Origin of the sequence: Domibacillus sp. A3M-37 (assembly GCF_024213455.1) — a bacterium.
In the GTDB taxonomy this organism is placed as follows: domain Bacteria; phylum Bacillota; class Bacilli; order Bacillales; family Domibacillaceae; genus Domibacillus; species Domibacillus tundrae.
Genome location: NZ_JANAVL010000001.1, coordinates 209801 through 232258 on the forward strand (window position 1 = coordinate 209801; position 22458 = coordinate 232258).

Below are 22458 nucleotides of genomic sequence, written 5' to 3' on the forward strand. Positions count from 1 at the left end.
GAAAAAACAACCGTTTTTGTCCTATGAATGCAGGATCGTTTTTAAGATCGGATCCGAATGTTCGTCACAGCGCTGTTCATTGCGCAAGTCTTCCTTCTTTCATCAAATCCTCTTTAATCTCATTGAAGCGGTCAAATTTGATATATGGAACGCCTTTTTCATCTAAAATCTCCGGGAGTGCTTCTTTTGCATACGTCCGATCCGCAAACGCCGCCGGATGCGAATCCGGCTCGCTGTCCCCCGCAAAATAAACAACGTCATACTCTTCTTTCAGCCGCTTGATCACAGTTGCTTTGTCAATGCCATACCGTTCAGAGTAGCTCCAATGTGCCGGGTCAATGTCGAGGTGAATGTTTTGATCACGGTATACGCCTTTGTTGGATAAAATCGTGACATTCTCCAAGCCGCGGTTTGCCACGATCGGCTTAATGTAATAATCCGTTCCGGCACTTAAAATGTAGAAGTCGCCGCCTGCTTCCTGCACGGCACGGACAAAATGCGGCACATCCTCATCAATCGGAATCGATAAAATGTCTTCCGCGATCTGCTCTTCGCTTTGGTGAATGGACGCAAACACTTTTGCCAAAAAATCAATGTCTTTCCATTCGCCGCTTTTCCATTTCGGATACAGATCGCGCCCTTCTGGAAAATATGTATCAATGATGAGCCAGTAAAAATCCCTTTTGGAAATCGTGCCGTCAAAATCAGAAACAAATGCCCACCTCGTCATGTCTTTTCCCCCTGATCATCTATTAATATCGTCATTATATATCAGGAATCCAGCAAAAACGAACATATTCATTTTTTATAAACATTTCATAAGCATATTTTAATAAATGTGATCTGAATGAAATAAGAAAAAGCAAAGCCCTGTCGAATCGGGCTTTGCTTTTCTATTAAAAACGTACTATTTCGCCGGTTACAGCATGGACTGCCACATTAGAATCGAGTTTTCCGTTTAAGCGATACGTGTTTCCATCATATACGTAAACAGGCGTTACTTCTAAATACGGCTTTATTTTTTCAAATGCTTCACTTTTTGAAAGCAACGGTTTGGCCGCTTTTTCATAATCTTCATATGTTTCATTCATCCAGCTGCTGTCATCCACATAACTGACCACGGTATAGGAATCTTTATCAAAGAAGAGTTTCCACATCCGTGGGATAACCGAGACATCATTCACATTCATGAGTCTCGCTGCAATCATACCATTTGTTCTGCGTACGCTTGAGAGCGACCACTCGCCGCTTTCTTTCGGCACGTACGTCTGTAAAAATTCCGTACTCGCTTCACGAATTTTCGCATAGCCTTTTTTCGTAATTGGCAGCGTATCCGGATGAGGCGGGAAATCAAACAGCCGGCTTTCATCTAATTCCGCAGGCGCCATTTGCACAAGCTTCCGCCTTACTTTTTTATTTTTAGCCGTTTTCCATGTCAGAATTTCCTGGTTTTCTTCGACGCCTTTCCCTGTTTCATTATCCACAAGTACCTCATCGATCATAAAAAGGGACAGCCATTTCTCTTCTTCTTTGGATGGATATTCCACAAACTCGAGCCGTTCGTTAGCCAAATTTTTGACAGATTCAACCGTTAACTGAAAGGCAGACTCTTTTGCTTTGTCCGGCACAAGACCCTGTACAGAGAAAAAGGTCAGCCTTTTTTGTTCATCTAATGATACGTTAATATATCCATCTGGCATAACGGGGACGCCTTTATACGCTGTCCGAAAGGAAAACGTATAGTCAGATTCAGCGTCAATAAACTGATCGCCGTACGTCCAGCCTGTTTCCTGCTCCACCCAGCGGATCACTTCATCCCGATCGCCGGTTAAAAATGAAAGACCCCGTATCGGTGCCGTGCCGCCAACAAAAATCGCGCTTTTCAGCCGGCCGGTTTTCACATCAACCTCGATAACCGCCGTGCCTTTTGGGTTGGATTCATTTTCTGTCCGGCTCGTATGGCCCGGCGGAAGCCATTCTGTCGTAAAACGGTAATCCGTTTCGTTCCAGTCATTTTTTTCATACGCCGTTACGATATCAAAGCACGTATAATCTTCAAGGCCAAACTTCTCTTGAATCATGTCTGCCCATTGCTGTAATTGTTCATTCATCGTCTGTTCCTCCGGTCACTTTTGCAAAAAACCTTTTGATTTGATGAAATCGAGCATATACGCGCGGCGCGGCTCTGACAAATAATCCGCCATGCCTTCTGTCCAGCCGGCCGATTTATTGTTCGTTGAACGGCTCGCGTAATAGTCCCGGATTACATCGTCGTATTCGTCAAGCAGCGTTTCATACTTTGTTTCATTGTATTCATTCGTGTGCAAAATGGCTCCAACCGGCAGACGCGGCTTTACTTCATTCGTCTGCGCCGGCACGCCAAATGTCAAACCGAACATCGGGATCACATGTTCCGGCAAGTGTAAGAGCTTGCTGATTGGTTCTGGATTGTTGCGGACACCGCCAATATAGCAAATGCCGTAACCTTTTGATTCTGCTGCCACGACAAAATTTTGCGCGAGAAGCGCTGTATCAATAACGGTCACCATAAAGTTTTCTGTTGTCCCGGCTTCAATCGTTTTTCCGTGTTTTTTCGCCGCATAATCAAGCCGTTTTAAATCCGCGCAAAAAACAAGTGCACGCGCCGCTCCTTTGATCTGCACCGGATTTTTCGACAGCTCGGCAAGCTGCTCGCGCTTGTCTGCATCCGTTACATCGATAATGGAATACGCCTGGACGAAGTGAGACGAAGCTGCACTTTGAGCCGCTTCGATTAATTCATGAAGCTGCTCGTCTGTGACCGGTTCATCTGTATATTTTCTGACGGACGCATGTGATTTCAATAATTCAAGCATGTAAGATCATCCTTTCGTTTGTTGTAGAAAAAAGTCAAAGCCAAGCATCGTTGCAATACCGATAATAAGTGTCCACAGGCCAATACTGATCGTCAGCCAAAGAGTTGTCCACTTTTTACTCGCCCCAAACGACAGCCCGATAAACGCGGCAATATGGGTCCCGATAAATAAAGGACCCAGCATCGCGAGTCCCGGCAGCCCGTATTTACTCATAATCCGCCTGGCCCGCTCCATTTGTTTCGTCTGCTTGATGCCTTTATGCTCGAACTTTTTTTTCATCCATTCTTCCACTTTTGTAAAACCCGCGATCAGCATAAGCACCGTCAGCATATTACCTGTAAAGGCAAGCACCATGACCCAAAAAGGCGACAGCCCACGTACAATCCCGATCGGAATAACGAGGGCAATTTCCATCCACGGGATGGCGGCCGCAATAAAAACAAGCGAATACTCCACAAATTGCATTCAGTTTCCTCCATTAGTCTCATTGCTTTTACTTTAACGAAGGACGGACATTCACGCAACCTTGAGACTTTTTGTTGAACGGCTTCTGCTGATACACACCGGCCAGTTTCCACGCCTCGTTCCGCACTGCCTCTGCTAATTCTGGCGGTGAGACAACTTTTGACTATGGGGTAACATCCAGCCGATGAGCCTGTCACTTCCTTAGCTGAAGCACTCGTTTACCGCTCATCTGCATCCCCTCTTTTAACATGAATTTTTTTATTGTATCAAATTCCAGCAGAAAACACTTTGATTTCGAACTTTACACCGAATGCAGTATAATAGAATTGAATATTCAGAAAAGGAGAGTGTGGAAAATGGATGCAAAGCAAACGATCATGGTCAATACGTTTACAAACGGGATTTTGGATCCATCAGAGGATATGCTGGGTCCTATACAAGACGGCGGCCATATTTTAGCGAATACAGCACCCGGCTGCTGGGGCCCAATGATTACGCCTTGTCTGCGCGGCGGACACGAGGTGACGAAGCCTGTTTATGTAGAAGGCGCGGAGCCTGGAGATGCAATTGCGGTGACGATTCATTCTATACAAGTGACGTCACTCGCCACTTCTTCAGGGAACGATCAAGCAGTAGATGGACGCTTTTTAGGCGATCCGTTCGTCGCGGTTAAATGTCCTGGCTGCGGCACGATGTATCCGGATACCGTTATTAAAGGAACCGGTCCTGAAGCAATCCGCTGTGCGGAATGTGGCGAAGATGTAACGCCATTTATTTTTACAAATGGCTACACAATGGCATTCAGCGCACAAGATCAGTTAGGCATTACGCTTCCGAAAGAACAAGCCGAACAAGTTGCGGAAAACGGAAAATTTTACATGAATACACCTGAAAACTCTGTACAAAATCCAATTGTAACGTTTATGCCGCACGATTTGACTGGTGTCGTTGCACGAATGCGGCCATTTTTAGGACAACTCGGCACCACTCCTTCCAAAGCACTCCCGGATTCACATAATGCTGGTGACTTTGGTTCTTTTCTGGTCAGTGCGCCGCATGACTACGTGGTGACGCAAGATGAACTCGATGAGCACCGGACAGACGGTCATATGGACATCAGCCGGGTCCGTGCAGGCGCAACGCTTATTTGCCCGGTTAAAGTGCCAGGCGGCGGCATCTATCTTGGCGACATGCACGCGATGCAGGGAGACGGAGAAATTGCTGGTCATACGACAGACGTATCCGGTATCGTTCATCTTCAAGTTCACTTGTTAAAAGGAATCAAAATAGAAGGACCCATTCTTTTGCCAAATGAAGAAGACCTCCCTTACACAGCCCGTCCGCTGTCGGATAAAGAAAAAGCCGCTGCTAAGCGTTTAGCCGAAAAGTGGCACGTTACAGAACCGGAAGTTTCACTGCCTGTTTCCTTTGTTGGTACAGGCCCCACATTAAACGAAGCAACAATGAATGGAATGGAAAGGGCTGCCCGTTTCTTTTCCGTCACTGTACCGGAAATCATGAATCGCGCCACGATTACCGGCTCGATTGAAATCGGCCGCCATCCTGGTGTTGTTACTGTCACATTTCTAGCTCCGGAAACATATTTGAAAAAAACTAATTTATACGAACAAGTGTCTAAACAGTACCCCAACTTTTGAATAGAGCAAATAAATTGTGAGCCGCCTTTCATGCTGATATGATAAAGCGTAGTTAGTTCAAAAAAGGGGGACTTTATTTTGGCACAATCATTGCAAGGCAAAAAAGCCATTATCACCGGCGGCGGCCGCGGCATTGGTCGCGCGGTTGCAGAAGCACTCGCCGCGGAAGGCGTTCATATTGGCTTAATCGGACGGACAGAAGAGAACGTACGGTCGGTAGCGGAAGATTTGTCTCCAAATCCAGCTGACATTAAAACAGCATACGCTGCAGCGGACGTGTCCAATTTGGACGAAGTGGCAGCGGCTGTTGAAAAAGTGAAAAACGAGCTCGGCGGTGTAGACATTTTAATTAACAACGCCGGAATTGCGAAGTTTGGCAGCTTTCTGGACCTCGATCCAGAAGAATGGAAAAAAATCATCGATGTAAACCTGATGGGTGTGTATAACGTCACACGCGCCGTTTTGCCGGACTTGATCGAGCAAAAATCAGGCGATATTATTAACATTTCCTCTTCAGCCGGACAAAGAGGCGCACCGGTGACAAGCGCATACAGCGCCTCAAAATTCGGTGTGCTTGGCTTAACAGAGTCACTGGCGCTTGAAGTACGGAAGCACAACATCCGTGTTACTGCATTGACGCCAAGTACTGTCGCAACTGATCTTGCAGTAGAAAACAATTTAACAGATGGCAATCCAGACAAAGTGATGCAGCCGGAAGATCTTGCAGAATTTATTGTCGCGCAGCTGAAATTAAACAGCCGTACTTTCATTAAATCAGCGGGTCTTTGGTCAACAAATCCATAAAAATGAGCGCCGGACTTCTTGGTCTGGCGAATTTTTTATGTCCGCTTATTGACGACTTGTGTCCACAAACCCGTGTTTATGCCCACTTTTATTGAATGATGTCCATTCCTGAAAATTTGTGTCCAGTTGGGGGTATTTATGACCACTCATCCGAATTTGGGTCCATTCAAGCGGATTTATGTCCACTTGCAGCGAATTGCTGCAGCCAGGCTTCCATCCTCTCGAGTCCTTCTTCATGAAGCGGCCGCTTCAGCACGACATTCATTAATTTCTTCTGTTTTAAAATACTTTTCGGTTCCGTTTGCACGCGCAGTCCATGCTCCATATCCGCGACAATATGATATTCACTCTCTCCCTGTACAAGCCCAGCTAATTCTTCCAAAACCGAACTTTCGACAAGCGGGTCTTTATTGCCGTGCAGCGCAAATACCGGGCACGTTACCTCGCCTAAAGCGGCTCTCGTATTATAGGCATCGTGCTCGCGAAACCATTTCGCCGGCTGCTTCATCCCTTGAATACGAATGGTATCCCGGTCAGATGCTTTCATTTTCCCCATCATTTTTTCAGTCTTCTTTTCATTTTTCACATCAATTTTCAGCTTCCGGTTTACCCAGCCTTTCCAGCCAGGCATCGCGAACAGCTCACGATATGCCTGCTGGCGCTGATGGTGGAGCGCATCCATTAAGTTATCAACGCCGCCGGACAGAAGCATACACCCATCTACGTCCATCGTTGCGGCAAGTTCTGTCGCAATAATCGTCCCTTCACTATGGCCGCAGACGATGACACGATCCACATTCGGCTGCGCCTGCAAAAACGCAACCGCCCTTTTTGCATCATCCAATAAATCTGACAAGCCCGCGTCCATCCAGCTTCCTCCCCGCTTCCCCGTGCCGCGCTTGTCATAACGAAGCGTCATAAAACCAAGACTTGTGAAAAAGTGAGCCAGGTCCTTGTACAAATTGGTTTGGTACTTTCCTTTTGGCCCGTTGCCGTTACGGTCAAGCGGACCCGATCCCGCTATCAGCAAAATGGCGGGATGCGTTCCTTCCTGATCCGGTGCTGCTAGCGTTCCGTACAACTCTTTCTCCAATACGACTTCTTTTTCAATCATGACTTCGCCCCCTCAGGAATAATGATTGTTGCTAAATGCTTTATTTTCCGCTCCGGCGACGGCTCATTGCGGGCTGCTTCCATAATAAGCGCACTCATTTTCAAGGCCAGCTCCTTGAATTCTTCATCGGAGACATGCAATTCAGCCATCCGATAGCTCACACCGCCTTTTTGTAAATCGACATGATTTCCACTTAAATACTGGTCAAACATGCCAATCAACTGCACCGAAAAAGCGGTAAATAATTCAAGGTGTTCTTCTTTGGATAAATTCAAAATATCGTCAGGTGACTGTTTTTTTAATGCATACACTTTTTCGACTGTCCCACGAATGGGATTTTCCTGTACGACTTCGATAAATCCAGCGTCAAGAAGTGTATTCATATGGCGGTATAGTGAAGGCGCCGGTACATCGGTCATCCGCTCTGCCAGTTGTTGAACCGTCAGCTCTTTTTTATTCACAAACGATTGAATAATTTTCATTCTCACTGGATGCAATATTACCTTCAGTTTCGATTCCCTCATCTGCTCTCACCTCTTTATTATTAATTTTGATAATAATATAATTATTGATAAAAATCAAGCTTGAACTATCTTTTTAAAAAGATAGTCGAAATGATAGGCATTCGTTAAGATAGAAAGAAAACGCCCATTGAAAGCTCGGTGCCTGTATATAAACCTTTTAATAAAAGATCTGCTTATTAACTTTTTGTTTATCTTGCTTCCTCTCAGTTTGCTACAGCTTCTTTACTTGCTGAAATATACGTACCGCTTCAAAGAATTGGAAGACTGGATGTTTGCTATTTTCCCGATTCTCTCAGTGGCTCTTTGTATGCTATTTCCGGCTTCGCTAGAAAACGATTTCATTCGGGATCTTCGGCGCATCCCATTAATACTCGGCATGTTATATGGTGGTCCGGTATTAAGCATTTTTTTGCTGTCAATGATTTTGACCGCACGCTTCTTTACGGGCGGTGACGGACTGATTATTCCCTTTATTTCCTACTCCTTTTTATTTATTGCCATTATGCTGGTGTCCAGGCATAAGGAACATGCTTCTCCATTCACCTTCCTATTAGTGAATCGAAATAAAACCTATACAAGATTTGGTATAGGTTTTTCTTGTTTAAGCAATTAAATTGAATGCATTCCAATTGCTTGACGATGCCAAGCGTTATGTACCATACTTTTATACTAATAATACCGATTTCTGCTCTGAAAAATGAAAAAGCTGATTGATCTCAATATCTTCTGAAACAAAAAACACCCGTCCTCCGTTAAAATCTCCTTTTTCTTTTAAATGAGGAATTCGAACATACCCCTTCTCAAAGCAGGAAACGTAACCTGCCGTATATTCCGGATCCTCTGACCAGCAAAGTTCAGCCCGTACAAATGGAGCATTTGCAACCTTTCATCGTAATAAATCGTTGCTTCTCAGGCTTTCCTTTATGCTGCCAATATTGAAACGCCATTTTAACTGCGATTTCAACAGCCGTTGCACCAGAATCAGAATAAAACACTTTTGCTAAGCCTAAAGGCATTAATTAAATGAGTTTTTCTGCCAGCAGGATCGCAGGTATATTTGCCATTCCGAGCAATGTCGAGTGGGCGATTTGATCCAATTGATCGTGGATTGCCTGATCTAATTCAGGTACGCGGTGGCCATGGACATTCAGCCAAATGGACGATACGCCATCCCAATATTCGTTGCCGCGGGCATCTTGAAGTTTCCTTCCGCTGCCACTGGCAATAATAATCGGGTCATCCTCCACGTACTCTTTCATTTGTGTAAAGAGATGCCATACATATTTCTTGTTCTTTTCCGCTAACTCTTCATAACTTAGCTTTTCTTTTTACATCTGTCTTCACACTCCCACTCTTTAAATGTTAACAAAAAATATATTTAGGTTAACATTAAAAGAGATAATACCATCCATATATCCAGTTAAACAATTCTAAATTTTCTTAGCTTTATACGATGTGTACGTCATATGATTACGTTTTTTTCTTTTTGTTTACAGACAAAAAGCTGAGGCCATTACAGCGCCTCAGCTTTTACAAAATCTTACTGTACTGTATCGAAAACAGCGGTGACTGCTTTCACAAACACTCTCTTGAATTTGTCTCTATATACTCAGTTGTTCACCTATTTAAAGGCTTACGATCACCCTTCCCCGCATCTTCCCTTGTAATATAGTTGGGAGAATGTCAGGAAGTTCTTCAAGAGACGCCGTCTGCTGTACAAATGTGGAGAGATCTTCCGGCTTTAAGTCTGTTGCCATGCGCTCCCACGTTTTCTGTCTCGTTTCCATCGGGCAATTCACAGAGTCAATACCAAGCAAGTTGACCCCGCGGAGGATGAAAGGAAACACACTCGTCGGCACATTTGTCCCACCTGTTAATCCACTGACCGCAACGGAGCCTTTATAGCTGATTTTGCTTAATATAGCGGCTAACGTCTCGCCGCCGACCGGATCAACAGCTCCCGCCCACTGTTCTTTATCTAGTGCTTTTAATTTGCCGTTGTAGACGTCTTCCCGGGAGACGATTTCTTTCGCGCCCAGTTTTGTCAAATAGTTTTTTTCTGAATCTTTTCCCGTACTTGCCACAACATTGTACCCGCGTCCGGCCAGCATCGAGACGGCAAAACTGCCGACGCCGCCTGTCGCACCCGTTACAAGAACATTTCCCTGATCAGGCTGCAGTCCGTTTTCCTCCAGGCGCTGCACAGACAAAGCTGCTGTAAAGCCGGCTGTGCCAAAGATCATTGCTTCTTTCAATGTGAGACCTTTCGGCAGCGGAACGACCCAATCAGCCGGAATGCGCGCGTATTCACTATATCCGCCAAAGTGCGAAACGCCGATTTCATAGCTTGTCGCAATGACCTCGTCTCCTTCTTGAAAACGGGTATCCGATGAGGAGACAACGACGCCTGCCAAATCAATTCCGGGAATAAACGGATATGACCGAACGATTTTCCCATCTGGAATACTGGCCAAACCATCTTTGTAATTAATCCCTGAATAAGCGGTTTTAATCAACACTTCCCCTTGAGGCAGCTCTTCCAGCCCTATTTTTTTTACACCCACTGAAAAATCATCTTCCGTTTTATCCACGATTAATGCGTGAAACTGTTCGTTCATGCCAACATCCCCTTTTTATGTAGTATGCTCAAAAAAATTATTCTGACCGGTCAGAATAATTTTAACGAATCTTTCGTTTGTTGTATACTTATTTAAATCAAAAAGCGGAGGGTTTTTATGAAAAAGAAAGCGGAAGAACGAAAGGATCAAGTATTAAAAGCGGCCTTTCAGGCAGTGGCCGACCATGGCTTTGATGCGGTCACCCTGCAGCATATTGCGGATCAGGCCGGTGTCAGCAAAGGGGTCGTTCATTATTATTTTCAAAACAAAGAAACGATCTTGTCTCAATTATTGCAGTCGATTACAGCGAAAATTTATGAAGCAGAACATCGGGCGATTACCGAAAAACAAACAGCCCTTGAAAAATTAACTGCCTACGTTCATTCTGTTTTTCTTTCACCGGAGAAAAACAAGAAATTTTACCGGGTCTACGTGGATTTTTTAGCGCAGGCAAGCAGGAATCCTCTCTATCAGGAGATCAACTATCATTTTTACGAAAACTGCTGGGGAATTGGGCGTGAAATTATTACGCTTGGCAAAAAAGAAGGCATCTTTTCTTGCGATCTGGACGTTGAAAAATCAGCCAAAATGATGCGCGCCGTGATTGACGGCTGCTTGATACAATGGCTCATGTGCGGTCAGGATGATTTGCATGATTTCTATAAGCAGGCTTGCTTAGAAAGTATCTCAACACTTTTAAAGTCGCCGTAATGTTTTTAAAAAAGGGCTGCCGTTGTTTCCGGCAGCCCTTTGAATCATGAGACCCACTCCTATCTCTCACATCAATAGTAGCGAAAATATGGATGGAACGGAGGATACGGAAAAAATGGAAATAACGGCAAGAATGGTGAAAATGGCGGTCTCATATACGGGTAATACGGGTAAAATGGATACGGATGCTGCACTTCTAATGTATCATCATAACCTTGTTCCAAAGGCATTCCCAACTGCTCTTCATTGTTTGCAGGCTGATCGATCAACACAAAAGCCTCCCTCACATTTTAACTTCACCCTTACAATATTCAAGTCTGCCTAAAATGGTGTAAAAAAGCAGAACCAAACATTCTTTCGCTATTTGGTTCTGCTTTTATCGTTACGCTAACACATTTTTTTCAATTTGCTTCATTTCATAAAAATATTCTTTTCTCTCCATCAATTCATTAAACGTTCCAGCTTCGACCACATTTCCACGCTCCATAACGACAATTTGGTCCATTTTTTCAAGCCCGGTCAACCGGTGGCTGATCAGCACAAGCGTATCTTTTTGTGCTGCCTCATGCAAATGGCCAAAGATCCGTTTTTCGGTCAGCACATCGAGTGACGATGACGGTTCATCGAGCAGCCAGAATGGCGCCCGCTTTAATAATACCCGTGCAATCGCGAGCCGCTGCTTTTCGCCGCCCGACAGGTTTTCTGCTTTTTCAAGCACCGGATCATCCAATGAAAACGGCAGTTCAACGAGCCGCAGTGTGTCTTCCATTTCGCGATCCGTCAAACCATCACCTGCGATCTTCAAATTGTCCCGCACTGTGCCATAGAAAAAGTGGTTCTCCTGCAGCACGACATTCGTTTTCGACCATATGTTTTCCGCCTGAATCTTACCCATCGAATTTCCATCAAGCAAAATTGTTCCGGCATTCACCGTATACATATCCAAAAGCAGCTGCATGACGGTCGATTTTCCTGAACCGCTCGGCCCGACAATTGCCGTTTTCGAACCGGCAGAAATGGAAATTGAGACGTTTTGAAGCGCTGGACGCGTTTCACCAGGGTACCTAAATGTCACGTCTTTCAATTCAATCGAAAAGGCGTCATCCCGCTCGATCATGCCCATTTTTGGCGCTGGCGGTTCTTCATCGACAACGGAAAACAGCCGGCCTGCTGCTTGTCTCGTGTCTTCGAGATGCGCCGGGAAAACCGCCATCGGCACCGCGTTGTCAAAGATTGTTAAAGAAATCATCACGAGCATCGCTAAAAACAAGCCATTAAGCTCTCCAATCGTGACAAAATAGGCGCCGAGTGCGAGCACAACAAACGCAACACTCAAGGCAGCTGCGGCATTCAACGACTGGCTCGCAGCCGCCTGCACGCCTTCTTTTTCTTGCTCTTGTACATAAGCGTCGGCTATTTGCAAAAGCTTTTCTTCTTTTTCAACCAGCTTTTGGTGCAGCTTTAAATCTCGAAATCCATATAATAGCTCGGTCACTTCCGTTGACAAACCGGCGCGTTGTTCCCGGACACCCTGCTTTACTTTCCGCTGCTGCAGTGCAAGTAACCCAGGAATGACAAAACCGGTCAGTACTAATCCACCCAATAGCACAAGCGCGATCCAGACAGAGTAAAAGAGCGTAAAAAAGATGGTGCTTAAAAACACAATAACGAGCACAAGTGGCGGATAAAAAACACGCAAAAAGAAGTTTTGCAGCGTTTCGACATCCCCAACGATGCGTGCCAGCAAGTCCCCGCTTCGGTATTTCCCGAAAATCTGCGGCGCGAGCGGTTCTAGTTTTTCATAAAACGACACGCGCAAATTGCTTAATATCGTAAACGTCGCCCGGTGGGAAACGTACCGCTCCGCATAGCGACTCCCTGCTTTCGCCGCACCGAACAATTTCAACAGCGCCGTCATAATCGTAATAATGTACAGTGGAGGCTGCAGGGCAGATTTTGAGATCATAAACCCGCTAAGACCAAACAGCGCTACTGACGTTAATCCGGCAAAGACGCCGAACAGCACGGACAACCAAATATCCCGCTTTTCTTCCATCATAATGGACACAAGCCTCTTCACCCTGCTGCACCCCCTTGCACCATCGCGCGGTACGACTCGCTCGATTTCATTAATTCCATGTGTGTACCCGCGGCTTCGACTTCCCCGTTGTTCATCAAGAAAATGACGTCCGCCTGTTGAATCGTATGCAGGCGGTGGGCGACAGTCATGACCGAAGCCGTTTGGGCCAGTTCATTGATCGACCGCTGCAAAATCTGTTCCGTTTTTAAATCAAGCCCGGTCGTCGGCTCGTCAAACAGGACAAACGATGGCTTCTTTAAAAACGCACGAGCGAGCGCCACACGCTGTTTTTCCCCGCCTGAAAGACCGCGTCCAGACTCGCCGACTTTTGTATCCAGCCCGTCTTCAAGCTCACGAATCAACTCCGTCAATCCAGCTTTTTCTGCCGCTGCTTCGACTTCCGCACGCGCCGGATGACCAGGCGCGCCAAGACGGATGTTTTCTTCAATCGTTCCAGAAAACAAATAAGGATGCTGCGAAATGTAGCTCACTTCCCCGAACCAGGACGATTCACTGAACGAAGCACGTGGACGGCCGTCAATGAGCACGTCTCCTTCCTGCGGATCAAACAGTCCTGCCGCCACATTTAACAGCGTTGTTTTGCCGGATCCGGTCGCGCCGACAATCGCCGTACGTGCACCGGATGGGATGTGAACATCCACGTTTTTCAATGAAAAACCTTCTCCATATTGAAAGTGCACGTTTTTCAGTTCCACAGACGGCCGCGCCGGCACTTCTCTATCGCCCCACTTTACCGGCTGCTCATCTGCTGCAAGCTCTGCTTTAATCTTTTCCGCCGCCCCGAGGCTTCCCCTTCCGGTATGAAACGCGGCGCCGAGCTCTTTCAGTGCCGTATAATATTCCGGTGCCAAAACGAGCACGAAAAACGCCGATACGAACGAAATGCTGTCAAATACAACGAGACGCAGGCCGATTTCAAGTGCAATCAGCCCAATACTGAGCGTCGAAATAAACTCGAGCATCAGCGTTGATGTAAACGCGATTTTCAATATATCCATCGTCGCTACCCGAAAGCCGAGGCTGCTTTTTTGGATCACGTCCCGCTGCCGTCCCGCCCGGCCAAATAACTTTAGCGTTTGAAGTCCCTGCAACGTATCCAAAAATTGTCCTGAGAACGCTGCCAGCTTATCGAGCTGTTCTTCCGATTTTTTCTGTGTTTTTATTCCGATAATAATATAAAAAAGCGGAATAAACGGCGCGGTCACCATCATAATCAACCCGCTCCAAATGTGTGTATACGATACAGCCGCTAAGACAATGAGCGGTACAATAGATGCTTTCATCACTTGCGGCATATACTCGCGGTAATAGCTGTCAATGCCGTCGACCGCTTCCATCATGACCGTCACTTTTCCGCCGGACTGGCCTTGAATGGCTGTCTGGATTGGGTTCTGCGTCCACTTTTGGAGCAAAATTGAACGGACGCGCTGCTTCACCTTTGACGCCATGTTAACACCGAGTCGGGCATTAGCATATGTAATGCCTGCTCGGATAACCATCAGCCCAAAGAGAAAACCAAGCATCGGCACAACCGCCCCAAACGATTGATTTTGCAAAAAAACCCTATCCACAACGTTGACCAAAAAGTACGCCTGGCCCACGATCACCGCTCCCATTAATACTGATAAGCCCAAAAGCGCTGCCATGATTCCTTTTTGTTCAGATGCCCATTTTCGAAGCTCATTCATGAATTTATTATATCCACCTTTCAAAACGTGAAAATATTCACAATGTCTTTTTAGTATAAAATAGTCTCATCTAAAATGCTCTTCATCTGCTCTCTTCATCCGGTCTTTTTTGGGCTCTTTTCACAATTTGTTCAATCATATCACGAAAAAAGCCTGCCGCATGATAAAATCATCCGACAGGCCCATTAGACGGCAGCATGACTTTCACAACCGTCCCTTTTCCTTTTTCACTTGTAGTAAGCACGCGCCCTCCCATCCCTTCGACGGTGCGGCAGGCTGTCATCATTCCGAGCCCGGTTCCTTTACTTTCCGTTAAATTAAAATATGGATCCCCAAGACGCTTGAGCTGCTCCTCTGTCATCCCCTCACCGGAATCTGAGAATGTGACAACCATTCTTTTTGTCTTCATCTGCACGGAAATGTCCAATGTCCCGCCGTTCTTCATTGATTCTACTGCATTTTCACAAATATTCCAGAAGCACTGATTCAACCGCAGGCGCTCTCCAGGAACAGCACCATATTCAAGCTGCAGACGTGTCTCTACATTATTCCGTTCCATAAGCGGCTGCATCCGGCTGAGCACATCTTGAATTTCTGCCCGAATCAGTACAGGCTCCATTTCCCCCCCAAATGGATTTGCGTACAATTGGTAGTCACGGATCATTCGTTCCGATCGTTCCAACTCAGCCATTGCTGTTTCAATATATTCCCGCTGCTGTTTATCGATCGTTTCTTCCTGAATTAGCTGCAGCATTCCCCTGATGACTGTGAGCGGCTGGCGCATTTCATGCGTAAATGACGCTGCCAGGTGGTAAAGAGATTCTTTTCGAAGCTGCTTTTCCATTCTCACAATCGACTTATGTAAATAAAACATATATGCCAGTGCCGCAGGCAAGCTGCACACAATCACGATTGCCATCATTTATCACCAAATTTTTCTTAAATTATTGGTTAACATAACTGCTCAATCCCTCTTTGTACTTCTTTTATTTTTAATCTAGAAATATGTGCATGTTTAGGAAAGTCTAAAAAATACGCTAAATACGTCTCGTTTTTCAGTTTAATGGAAAACACATTATCCAAATTAATGATATTGGAACGGTGTGCCAAATAAAATGACTGATCCAAGCAGGCAAACAAATCCGTCAGCTTTTCATACGTTTCATATGTTTCTTCCTTCGTATAAACGAAACATTTCTTGCCGCTTTTTTCAATAAATAAAATATCTTGAAACGGCACGTAGCAGCTCGTTCCGTTAAATTTAAGCGGCAGCTTTTTGTTTGTAACCGTTCTTGTGCAAAGCATTTTTTTCACTTTTTCAAGTGCCATATACAGACGTTCCGGCTGAATCGGCTTGATGATGTAGTTCGCGGCTGACAGCGTAAAAGCATCTGCCGCAAAATCACGGTTATCCGCCATAAAAATGACGCTCACATTCGAATGAAATTGCTGACAGGCCGCAATTATGTCAAGCCCGCTCCACTCCCGCATGTAAATCGACATAATAATAGCGTCCGGTTTAGTTATGGCTGTTTGTTTGATAATATCTTGCTCTGTTGTACAGACCGACACGATCCGAAAATCCGGATGATCGGTTATATACGACTGAAGCAGACTCAGCGATGCTTCATTGGCATCCGCAATTAACAATGAAAATGAAGTCACACCCAAAGGCCCCTCTCCATCCGAAACATTTCCTTTCATTTTACTCCGGTTGAGCGTGAAACGATGAGGATAAATGATGGAAAAAAACTTTCATTTATTAGTGAAATTACTTTATTTCCTCATTATTTCATCGTACGTGATCAAGCTCCATATCGTCTATTTCGATAAATCATTTCAGGTCTATCATTTTGGCATTTTTTAAAAAATAAAGCACATTTCAAGACTATTTTCCCTGTATTTCAAATGAAAATACAAAAAAACAGTCTACTTAGTGCGAATAGACTGGCGGTACTGCTTCGGCGTCAGGCCGGTATGCTTTTTAAATACTTTCGTAAAATGACTTTGGTCGGTAAAGTGCAGACAGGCGCTAATAACGGCGATCGGATGAGAAGAAAGCAGCAGTAAACTTTCCGCTTCCTCTATGCGCGCTCTTTGAATGGCTTCGTTGATCGCAATTCCCGTTTCACTTTTAAAAAGGATTGAGACATATGAAGAAGACAATTTTATATAGTGAGCGATTCGCTCAAGACTGAGTCCATCGTAAACATGCTGGATAATATAACGCTGACACTTGACGATTATTGGCGAGAGAGATGGTGTTTTCGCCCGCTGCACCCGTTCTGTAAACGCGCAGAGTGCATCTTGAAGCAGGTGCTCCACTGTATTACTTCAGACAATTCTTCTAGACGCTGAATGTACACATCGCTAAGCGTATACGCCATTTCCAGATGAACCCCGCCATCTTCCGGGCCGGTCTGAACGATTTTTTTCACTTTACGAACGCTCCCTTTTCGGATGAATGACACTAGCTTTTGTTCATAGGATGGATCGTGGTGAAAAGACATCGACTGCTTTCGCTTCGACAACGTGCAGATCGATCGGAATTTCCCACCGTCACATGCGCTGTCTGTTCGCGTACATTACTCTCAATTCCGTACACCGTAAAATAAACAAGCCGGGCCATCCACTTCCACTGCTTTTTCCCAACGACCGGCAGCTTGCGGTAATAATCGGCGCGCCGTATCATCCCGGCAAGACGCCTGTCATCCATATACATAATATACCAAAAACAAAGCCCATGTACTTTCGAAGATAGTCTTCTTTATGCCAGTGTAAATTGTTTGACGGATTGTTCAAGGTCTTTCGATAATTTAGCGAGTGACTGCGCACTTTCACTGATTTCTTCCATCGATGCATTTAATTGGCGAGAAGCCGCTGCCGTTTCTACTACACCTGCGGAAGACTCCTCAGAGACAGAAGCAACTTCCTGGCTGGAGGAGCTGATTTTATCGCTTCCTTCGCTGATCGAATCAAGGCGTAAGGAGATGGTTTGAATACTTCCCGACATTTCGTTGACAAACTGAATAATATCCGCAAATGTTTTCGTCGTACGCTGCATTGCCTGGCTGCCTTTTTGTACTTCATTAAACCCATTATTAAGTGATGTAACAACATCGGCTGTTTCACTTTGTACACCATTAATGATGCCGGTAATTTCTGTAACGGATTCATCTACTTGCACAGCGAGTTTTCGCACCTCATCCGCAACAACCGCAAAACCTCTGCCATGTTCTCCTGCACGTGCTGCTTCGATGGCCGCATTTAAAGCCAGCAGGTTTGTTTGAGCTGAAATGGACTGAATGACATTTGCCAAATGAGAGATTTCAAGAGTCCTTTTTTCAAGTCCTTGTACTTTTTCAACAGACTCTGATACGAGGGAAGTAATATGCTGCATCTGTCCGGCGGTTTGTTCCATTTGAATCCGGCCTTCCTCCGAAACACGGAGTACACTGTTTGATGTCTCGGAAAGCTGAATGCCGCTTCTATGGGTATCCGCAATTTGGTGATTCAGGGATTCAATGAGTTCACTGATGGAGGATGCGGCATCAGCCTGCTGTTCTGCTCCTTGAGCTAATTCATTCATTGAGCTCGCAATTTGCTCGCTGCCATCTTTTACTTCAACTGCTGTTGAATTTAATGTACCGCTCTGTGTATCCACATGCTGTGAAACGGTAAGGAGCTCTGAAACAATCAATCGTAAATTATCAGCCATTGTGTTCACTGCATACGTAAGCTGTCCAATATCGTCTTTGCCGTCGTAATCGATCGGTTCAACATTTAATTTGCCCTGGGCAATACTTGTGCTGACATGTACGACTTTTTTCAAATTTAATTCAACAACACGGCTGATCCATTTAGAGAAAATGATGCTCACGAGGGATGCAACGATTACAGATAGAATGAGCAGAACAAGGGATTGTCTTGCCGCTTCTTTTGCTTCTTGAACAGAAGCTGAATAATCATTTTCTAAATCTTCTTGAAGGCTGTCAATATGGTCAATTGTCTGAGACCGCAGATAAGCCGACAGTTGTTTTGAAGAAAACGTTTCTTCTTCATTGCCCAGTTGAACAGAAGGAATAATCAGATCGAGAAAAATACGATTCATTTCACTGTCATTCGCTTTAACCTGGTCCAATGTGCTGCGCGCTGAGGCGGGCGCTGCCTCTCTTGCTTGTTCTATTAATGTATTTAACTGTTCGCTCTGTTCATTATACTGATCAATGGCCGTTTGATCCTCCAATAAAATATAGTCGCTTATCCGAATATCTTTTTGGCGAAATAACGATGCCATTTCACTGAGGGCAAGAGCATTGTTTCCTTTTTGATCGAGCTCGTCCAGTTTGTTCGTCAAATCGTTTAAAATAAATGATGTGATAGCGGTCGCAGTAATAAATAGTAAAATAACGATTGCAAGAACGGAACCGTATTTTTGGCTGATGCGTTTATTTTTAAAAAAAGAAACACCTTTCTTTGTTCGTACCTTTACTTCTTTTTCCTTGCGGGGCAAGCGTGTTTTTTTCTTCGGCATGTTTTCACCATCCACACATTGTAGTCTTTTTGTATTATATCATAATACCCAATATAAATGTAAGCGTATTAGCCTGGTAACTACAACTATGCATCCTAATATTTAAATCCCTGTATTTTCAGGGTAAAGATTGAAAAATAAAAGGATGAAAAGCAAAGGACCGACCCAAAGGCAGTGAGAATAGACTTTGGGTCGGTCCTGTTTTGTTTTAAAATTTATTGTGCTGCTTCTTGAATAACATCTGGTGCATCTGCATGGTAAACCATTTTCCAAGATTCCAAGATGTTTTCCTGTGTTACATTCAATGAAGGTACTGCCACATATGGCGGTGTTTCTTTTCCAAGTAATGCGTGCCCTGCTAAAATCGCTTCAGCAATCCCTTGGTCGTATGGAAGCTGTGCACCAAGTCCTTTTACAATTCCACCCTGCGCAATATCAAGCGCAACGTTTGTCCCAAGATCAATGGTTGTGATAACAAGATCATCTCTTCCTGCTGTACGGGCTGCAGAAAGCACCCCTTCAGCCGGCACATCCCAGACAGCGAAAATCCCATCTAAGTCAGGATTTTTTGTTAACATAGCAGATGCGATTTTTTCACCTGTGTTTGGATCTGTAATTCCGCTGCGTGCAATAATTTCAATGTTTGGATATTTCTCTTTAATCGTTTTTTCAAATGCATCTGTACGCTGGCGTGTAACAAAGAAATCTGCGTCATGAAATACAACACCAATTTTTCCTTTTTCTTCAAGCTGAGCAGCCATAATTTCTGCCGCTTCTACACCGTTGCCGTAGTTATCAGCAGATACAACGCTGACATAATCTTTTCCTGCTACTAATCCCTGTGGTGCGTTATCCATGAAGACTAATTTCACGCCTGCTGCCGCTGCTTTTTTATACGCTTCGGCTGTTGAAACAGGATCTACTGGAATACTTACGATAATATCGGGATCTTTCGCTAAAACTGTTTCAATATCAGACACTTGCTTTTCAGCTTTAAATTGACCATCTGTCACGGCAATAACTTCGATTCCCATCCGTTTAAACGCGGCCTCTAACCCGTCAATTTGTGCTTTAGACCAGTCATTGCCCGCATAGTGCATAACGATTGCGGCTTTATACTTTCCTTCTTTCACTTTTGCAATATCTTCTTCTGATAAATTAAGTGTTTTGGCTGAAATCGCTTCTTCGCCATTCGGTCCTTTACTTAAAATCGTCGTGCCGCTTGGAATATCTTCACTAATTGTTAAAGCACCTGAATCTGGAATCTCCGCTGCTTTTTGTTTTGTTTCTCCCTCGCCTGTACCCGTGCTTTGATTTCCACATCCCGCCAGAGCAAGAAAAGTACCTAACAGTACTGTGATGAACAATAAAAACGTTTTTTTCATTTTAATTCCTCCATTTCCCATTTTGTAACCGTTTTCTATTTTATCTAAAAGAGCCGCCATGGCCGCCCATGGCATCACTCTTCTGATTAAAACCAATTTAATCGAGCTTTGCTAATTCTGCTTTCAAATATTCAATAGACGTTCTCGCATACCAATCTGGCTCAGCCTGGCGTGTATGGAAACCAACTTCCATTGATAAATAGCCGTCGTACTTAATCTCTTTTAGTGCCTTTAAGAACGCCGGGAAATCACATCTGCCCTGTCCAGGAGGCAGCCGGTCACTATCAGCAATATGAACATGGTGCAGTTTATCCGCCATACGGTACACATAGTCGCTTGCCACTTCATTTCGATATAGGGCATGGAATGTATCAAACATTACTTTCACGTTTGATGCACCCGTTTGCTCACTTAGAAGTAATGCGTCATCTGCTGTTTCAATTAAATTACTGTCAGCAGGCGTTGGTTCAACGACCATTGTAACGCCAAGTTCTTTTGCATATTTTGCTACATTCCCCAAACCTTCAAGGCTGTAGTTCCATGCATCTTGCTGCGATGTTCCGTGAACGACCCATCCAGCTACCCAGATTACTGTCGGGCATTCCCATTCACTCGCCAGCCGGACAACTTCTTTATAATGGTTGACCGTAAATGCACGTTCTTCAGCAAGAGGAGAACTTGCATTCACACCCGGTCCGCCACCCGGTGCAGGAAGCATAGCGGATACAGCTAAATTCTTTTGCTTAAGCAGCGCGCCAATTTCTTTTCTTCTTTCTTGAGACAAATAGTCCGGCCAAGCATGCGGACTTGCACATCCGATTTCAATCGCATCATAACCAAATGATGAGATTCGGTTAATGACGTCATCCAGCGGATAGGAAGGTACCCAAACCGGAAAACCGCTATATGGCCACGTGTTAAAAGAAATGCCTTTCATCTTATCTCGCTCCTTTTTCTTTATTCCCAAATAAATACGGCTTTTTCCGTTTTTCTTTCGTCAAACAAACGGAACGCTGTTTCTGCCTCTGTCAGTGGAAATGTATGTGTAACCAGCTTATCAACAGGCAGATTCTTTTTCACGATAAAATCCGCAATTTCATCATATTCATGGATTGGGAAATACCATGAGCCCATTACCGTAATTTGTTTACGAATCAATTGTTCACTCGGTTTAATCGTTGTTTCTTTACTTTCACCAATGAATGCTACACGCCCGTGAGGTCTTACGCAGCTTAACGCATCATTTTCTGCATAAGGACTTCCTGAACAATCAATGGCTGCATCTGCACCCTGACCGTTTGTAATACGGGCAATTTCTTCTAATACATTGGCATCTTTCCCGTTAATTGTGTAGTCAGCACCTAATTCTTTTGCCATTTCTAAACGCTCATCCAGCATGTCGACCGCAATAACTGTTGCCCCAAGACCTTTTGCAATCATGACCCCGGCATTGCCCATCGGTCCGAGACCAAACATAACGAGTGTATCTCTTCCAGAAATATTTAAACGTTTTTGAGCATGGTACAGTGTTCCAACTGCATCTGTAGAAACAGCCGCTGTCACAAAGTCCATCTCATCCGGCAGTCTCATGCAGTTTTCAGCCGGTGCCACCATGTAATCCGCGTCTCCGCCGTGGGCATCAAAGCCAATGCATTTAAATTCTTTACAAAACATTTTATAGCCGCTTTTACAGTGTGCACATTCACCACACCCAAGTGCTAAATAAACAGCAACGCGATCGCCCGCTTTATATGTTGTAACGCCATCTCCAACTTCTGTAATCACGCCAGCCGGTTCATGGCCCGGAATAATAGATGCTTTTTTATTGCCGTCGCCAAAAACCGATGTTCCATAATACAAGCTCATATCACTTCGGCAAATAGCGGACGCTTTTAATTGAATAAGTACTTCGCCTTGACCGGGTGTTGGGATATCAACCTGCTGGATTTCTACTTTTTTATCTCCTGGAAATATAACCGCTTGCATTGTCATTAATATCCC

22 protein-coding genes and 2 pseudogenes are annotated in these 22458 nt (G+C 44.7%); 4 read left to right on the plus strand and 20 right to left on the minus strand.

Annotation, left to right across the window (positions count from 1 at the left end; all coding sequences use genetic code 11):
- Window positions 1-76: 76 nt before the first annotated feature.
- The 4 genes from NLX67_RS01180 to NLX67_RS01195 form a co-directional block, all read right to left on the minus strand.
- Window positions 77-730 carry an MtnX-like HAD-IB family phosphatase gene (locus NLX67_RS01180; RefSeq protein WP_254310052.1) on the minus strand — a complete coding sequence of 218 codons (654 nt, stop codon included), beginning with the start codon at window positions 728-730 and terminating at the stop codon, window positions 77-79.
- A gap of 166 nt (window positions 731-896) precedes the next feature.
- Complete coding sequence (locus NLX67_RS01185) at window positions 897-2111, minus strand: hypothetical protein (RefSeq protein WP_254310053.1); 1215 nt, start codon at window positions 2109-2111, stop codon at window positions 897-899.
- Between the two features lie 15 nt (window positions 2112-2126).
- Window positions 2127-2855, minus strand: coding sequence for an oxygen-insensitive NADPH nitroreductase (nfsA, locus tag NLX67_RS01190; protein ID WP_254310054.1), 729 nt, complete (start codon window positions 2853-2855; stop codon window positions 2127-2129).
- A gap of 6 nt (window positions 2856-2861) precedes the next feature.
- A complete protein-coding gene (locus NLX67_RS01195; RefSeq protein ID WP_254310055.1) occupies window positions 2862-3320 on the minus strand; it encodes a small multi-drug export protein in 459 nt (152 codons plus the stop codon).
- Window positions 3321-3676: 356 nt separating this feature from the next.
- Between NLX67_RS01195 and NLX67_RS01200 the strand changes: the two genes are divergently transcribed.
- Window positions 3677-4978, plus strand: coding sequence for an acetamidase/formamidase family protein (locus NLX67_RS01200; RefSeq protein WP_254310056.1), 1302 nt, complete (start codon window positions 3677-3679; stop codon window positions 4976-4978).
- 78 nt (window positions 4979-5056) lie between these two features.
- Window positions 5057-5782 (plus strand): 3-ketoacyl-ACP reductase, encoded by a 726-nt coding sequence (locus NLX67_RS01205; protein ID WP_254310057.1) that lies wholly within the window; start codon window positions 5057-5059, stop codon window positions 5780-5782.
- A gap of 166 nt (window positions 5783-5948) precedes the next feature.
- Here the strand turns inward: NLX67_RS01205 and NLX67_RS01210 are convergent, their stop codons facing one another.
- Window positions 5949-6896 (minus strand): alpha/beta hydrolase family protein, encoded by a 948-nt coding sequence (locus tag NLX67_RS01210; protein WP_254310058.1) that lies wholly within the window; start codon window positions 6894-6896, stop codon window positions 5949-5951.
- Window positions 6893-7420 (minus strand): helix-turn-helix domain-containing protein, encoded by a 528-nt coding sequence (locus NLX67_RS01215; RefSeq protein WP_254310059.1) that lies wholly within the window; start codon window positions 7418-7420, stop codon window positions 6893-6895. The genes NLX67_RS01210 and NLX67_RS01215 overlap by 4 nt, the downstream gene beginning before the upstream one ends.
- Before the next feature lie 268 nt (window positions 7421-7688).
- Here NLX67_RS01215 and NLX67_RS01220 point away from each other — a divergent pair, with 268 nt between their 5' ends.
- Window positions 7689-8033, plus strand: a complete 345-nt coding sequence (locus NLX67_RS01220) for a LytS/YhcK type 5TM receptor domain-containing protein (RefSeq protein WP_254310060.1) — start codon at window positions 7689-7691, stop codon at window positions 8031-8033.
- A 51-nt stretch (window positions 8034-8084) separates the two neighbouring features.
- On the opposite strand, the pseudogene NLX67_RS23150 reads toward NLX67_RS01220, so the two are convergent.
- From NLX67_RS23150 to NLX67_RS01230, 3 genes and pseudogenes are all read right to left on the minus strand, one after another.
- A pseudogene (locus NLX67_RS23150) lies at window positions 8085-8246 on the minus strand (6-carboxyhexanoate--CoA ligase); the annotation flags it as partial.
- A gap of 58 nt (window positions 8247-8304) precedes the next feature.
- A pseudogene (locus NLX67_RS01225) lies at window positions 8305-8748 on the minus strand (aminotransferase class III-fold pyridoxal phosphate-dependent enzyme); the annotation flags it as partial.
- A gap of 297 nt (window positions 8749-9045) precedes the next feature.
- A complete protein-coding gene (locus NLX67_RS01230; protein ID WP_254310061.1) occupies window positions 9046-10038 on the minus strand; it encodes an NADPH:quinone oxidoreductase family protein in 993 nt (330 codons plus the stop codon).
- 117 nt (window positions 10039-10155) lie between these two features.
- Between NLX67_RS01230 and NLX67_RS01235 the strand changes: the two genes are divergently transcribed.
- Window positions 10156-10749 carry a TetR/AcrR family transcriptional regulator gene (locus tag NLX67_RS01235; RefSeq protein ID WP_254310062.1) on the plus strand — a complete coding sequence of 198 codons (594 nt, stop codon included), beginning with the start codon at window positions 10156-10158 and terminating at the stop codon, window positions 10747-10749.
- 71 nt (window positions 10750-10820) lie between these two features.
- Here the strand turns inward: NLX67_RS01235 and NLX67_RS01240 are convergent, their stop codons facing one another.
- The 11 genes from NLX67_RS01240 to NLX67_RS01290 all read right to left on the minus strand — a co-directional run bounded on the left by NLX67_RS01240 (window position 10821) and on the right by NLX67_RS01290 (window position 22449).
- On the minus strand, window positions 10821-11018 hold the full coding sequence (locus tag NLX67_RS01240; RefSeq protein WP_254310063.1) for a hypothetical protein: 198 nt from the start codon (window positions 11016-11018) through the stop codon (window positions 10821-10823).
- A 113-nt stretch (window positions 11019-11131) separates the two neighbouring features.
- On the minus strand, window positions 11132-12829 hold the full coding sequence (gene cydC, locus NLX67_RS01245; protein ID WP_309143099.1) for a thiol reductant ABC exporter subunit CydC: 1698 nt from the start codon (window positions 12827-12829) through the stop codon (window positions 11132-11134).
- Window positions 12826-14538 carry a thiol reductant ABC exporter subunit CydD gene (gene cydD, locus NLX67_RS01250; RefSeq protein ID WP_254310064.1) on the minus strand — a complete coding sequence of 571 codons (1713 nt, stop codon included), beginning with the start codon at window positions 14536-14538 and terminating at the stop codon, window positions 12826-12828. The genes cydC and cydD overlap by 4 nt, the downstream gene beginning before the upstream one ends.
- Before the next feature lie 169 nt (window positions 14539-14707).
- On the minus strand, window positions 14708-15460 hold the full coding sequence (locus NLX67_RS01255) for a sensor histidine kinase (protein ID WP_254310065.1): 753 nt from the start codon (window positions 15458-15460) through the stop codon (window positions 14708-14710).
- Between the two features lie 29 nt (window positions 15461-15489).
- Complete coding sequence (locus NLX67_RS01260) at window positions 15490-16203, minus strand: LytR/AlgR family response regulator transcription factor (RefSeq protein WP_254310066.1); 714 nt, start codon at window positions 16201-16203, stop codon at window positions 15490-15492.
- A gap of 264 nt (window positions 16204-16467) precedes the next feature.
- On the minus strand, window positions 16468-16863 hold the full coding sequence (locus tag NLX67_RS01265; RefSeq protein ID WP_254310067.1) for a helix-turn-helix domain-containing protein: 396 nt from the start codon (window positions 16861-16863) through the stop codon (window positions 16468-16470).
- 145 nt (window positions 16864-17008) lie between these two features.
- Window positions 17009-17254, minus strand: coding sequence for a hypothetical protein (locus tag NLX67_RS01270; RefSeq protein WP_254310068.1), 246 nt, complete (start codon window positions 17252-17254; stop codon window positions 17009-17011).
- A gap of 51 nt (window positions 17255-17305) precedes the next feature.
- Window positions 17306-19072: a methyl-accepting chemotaxis protein gene (locus NLX67_RS01275; RefSeq protein WP_254310069.1), complete on the minus strand. Its 1767-nt coding sequence runs from the start codon at window positions 19070-19072 to the stop codon at window positions 17306-17308.
- A 215-nt stretch (window positions 19073-19287) separates the two neighbouring features.
- Window positions 19288-20457 (minus strand): substrate-binding domain-containing protein, encoded by a 1170-nt coding sequence (locus NLX67_RS01280; protein ID WP_046178883.1) that lies wholly within the window; start codon window positions 20455-20457, stop codon window positions 19288-19290.
- Between the two features lie 97 nt (window positions 20458-20554).
- Window positions 20555-21394, minus strand: a complete 840-nt coding sequence (locus NLX67_RS01285) for a sugar phosphate isomerase/epimerase family protein (protein ID WP_254310070.1) — start codon at window positions 21392-21394, stop codon at window positions 20555-20557.
- Between the two features lie 20 nt (window positions 21395-21414).
- Window positions 21415-22449, minus strand: coding sequence for a zinc-dependent alcohol dehydrogenase family protein (locus tag NLX67_RS01290; RefSeq protein WP_254310071.1), 1035 nt, complete (start codon window positions 22447-22449; stop codon window positions 21415-21417).
- Window positions 22450-22458: the final 9 nt, after the last annotated feature.

Coding starts and splice junctions, on each gene's coding strand:
- NLX67_RS01180 (WP_254310052.1), bottom strand. CDS start 730: ATGACGAGGTGGGCATTTGTTTCTGATTTTGACGGCACGATTTCCAAA.
- NLX67_RS01185 (WP_254310053.1), bottom strand. CDS start 2,111: ATGAATGAACAATTACAGCAATGGGCAGACATGATTCAAGAGAAGTTT.
- nfsA (WP_254310054.1), bottom strand. CDS start 2,855: ATGCTTGAATTATTGAAATCACATGCGTCCGTCAGAAAATATACAGAT.
- NLX67_RS01195 (WP_254310055.1), bottom strand. CDS start 3,320: ATGCAATTTGTGGAGTATTCGCTTGTTTTTATTGCGGCCGCCATCCCG.
- NLX67_RS01200 (WP_254310056.1), top strand. CDS start 3,677: ATGGATGCAAAGCAAACGATCATGGTCAATACGTTTACAAACGGGATT.
- NLX67_RS01210 (WP_254310058.1), bottom strand. CDS start 6,896: ATGATTGAAAAAGAAGTCGTATTGGAGAAAGAGTTGTACGGAACGCTA.
- NLX67_RS01215 (WP_254310059.1), bottom strand. CDS start 7,420: ATGAGGGAATCGAAACTGAAGGTAATATTGCATCCAGTGAGAATGAAA.
- NLX67_RS01220 (WP_254310060.1), top strand. CDS start 7,689: ATGTTTGCTATTTTCCCGATTCTCTCAGTGGCTCTTTGTATGCTATTT.
- NLX67_RS01230 (WP_254310061.1), bottom strand. CDS start 10,038: ATGAACGAACAGTTTCACGCATTAATCGTGGATAAAACGGAAGATGAT.
- NLX67_RS01235 (WP_254310062.1), top strand. CDS start 10,156: ATGAAAAAGAAAGCGGAAGAACGAAAGGATCAAGTATTAAAAGCGGCC.
- cydD (WP_254310064.1), bottom strand. CDS start 14,538: ATGAATGAGCTTCGAAAATGGGCATCTGAACAAAAAGGAATCATGGCA.
- NLX67_RS01255 (WP_254310065.1), bottom strand. CDS start 15,460: ATGATGGCAATCGTGATTGTGTGCAGCTTGCCTGCGGCACTGGCATAT.
- NLX67_RS01270 (WP_254310068.1), bottom strand. CDS start 17,254: ATGGATGACAGGCGTCTTGCCGGGATGATACGGCGCGCCGATTATTAC.
- NLX67_RS01275 (WP_254310069.1), bottom strand. CDS start 19,072: ATGCCGAAGAAAAAAACACGCTTGCCCCGCAAGGAAAAAGAAGTAAAG.
- NLX67_RS01280 (WP_046178883.1), bottom strand. CDS start 20,457: ATGAAAAAAACGTTTTTATTGTTCATCACAGTACTGTTAGGTACTTTT.
- NLX67_RS01285 (WP_254310070.1), bottom strand. CDS start 21,394: ATGAAAGGCATTTCTTTTAACACGTGGCCATATAGCGGTTTTCCGGTT.
- NLX67_RS01290 (WP_254310071.1), bottom strand. CDS start 22,449: ATGACAATGCAAGCGGTTATATTTCCAGGAGATAAAAAAGTAGAAATC.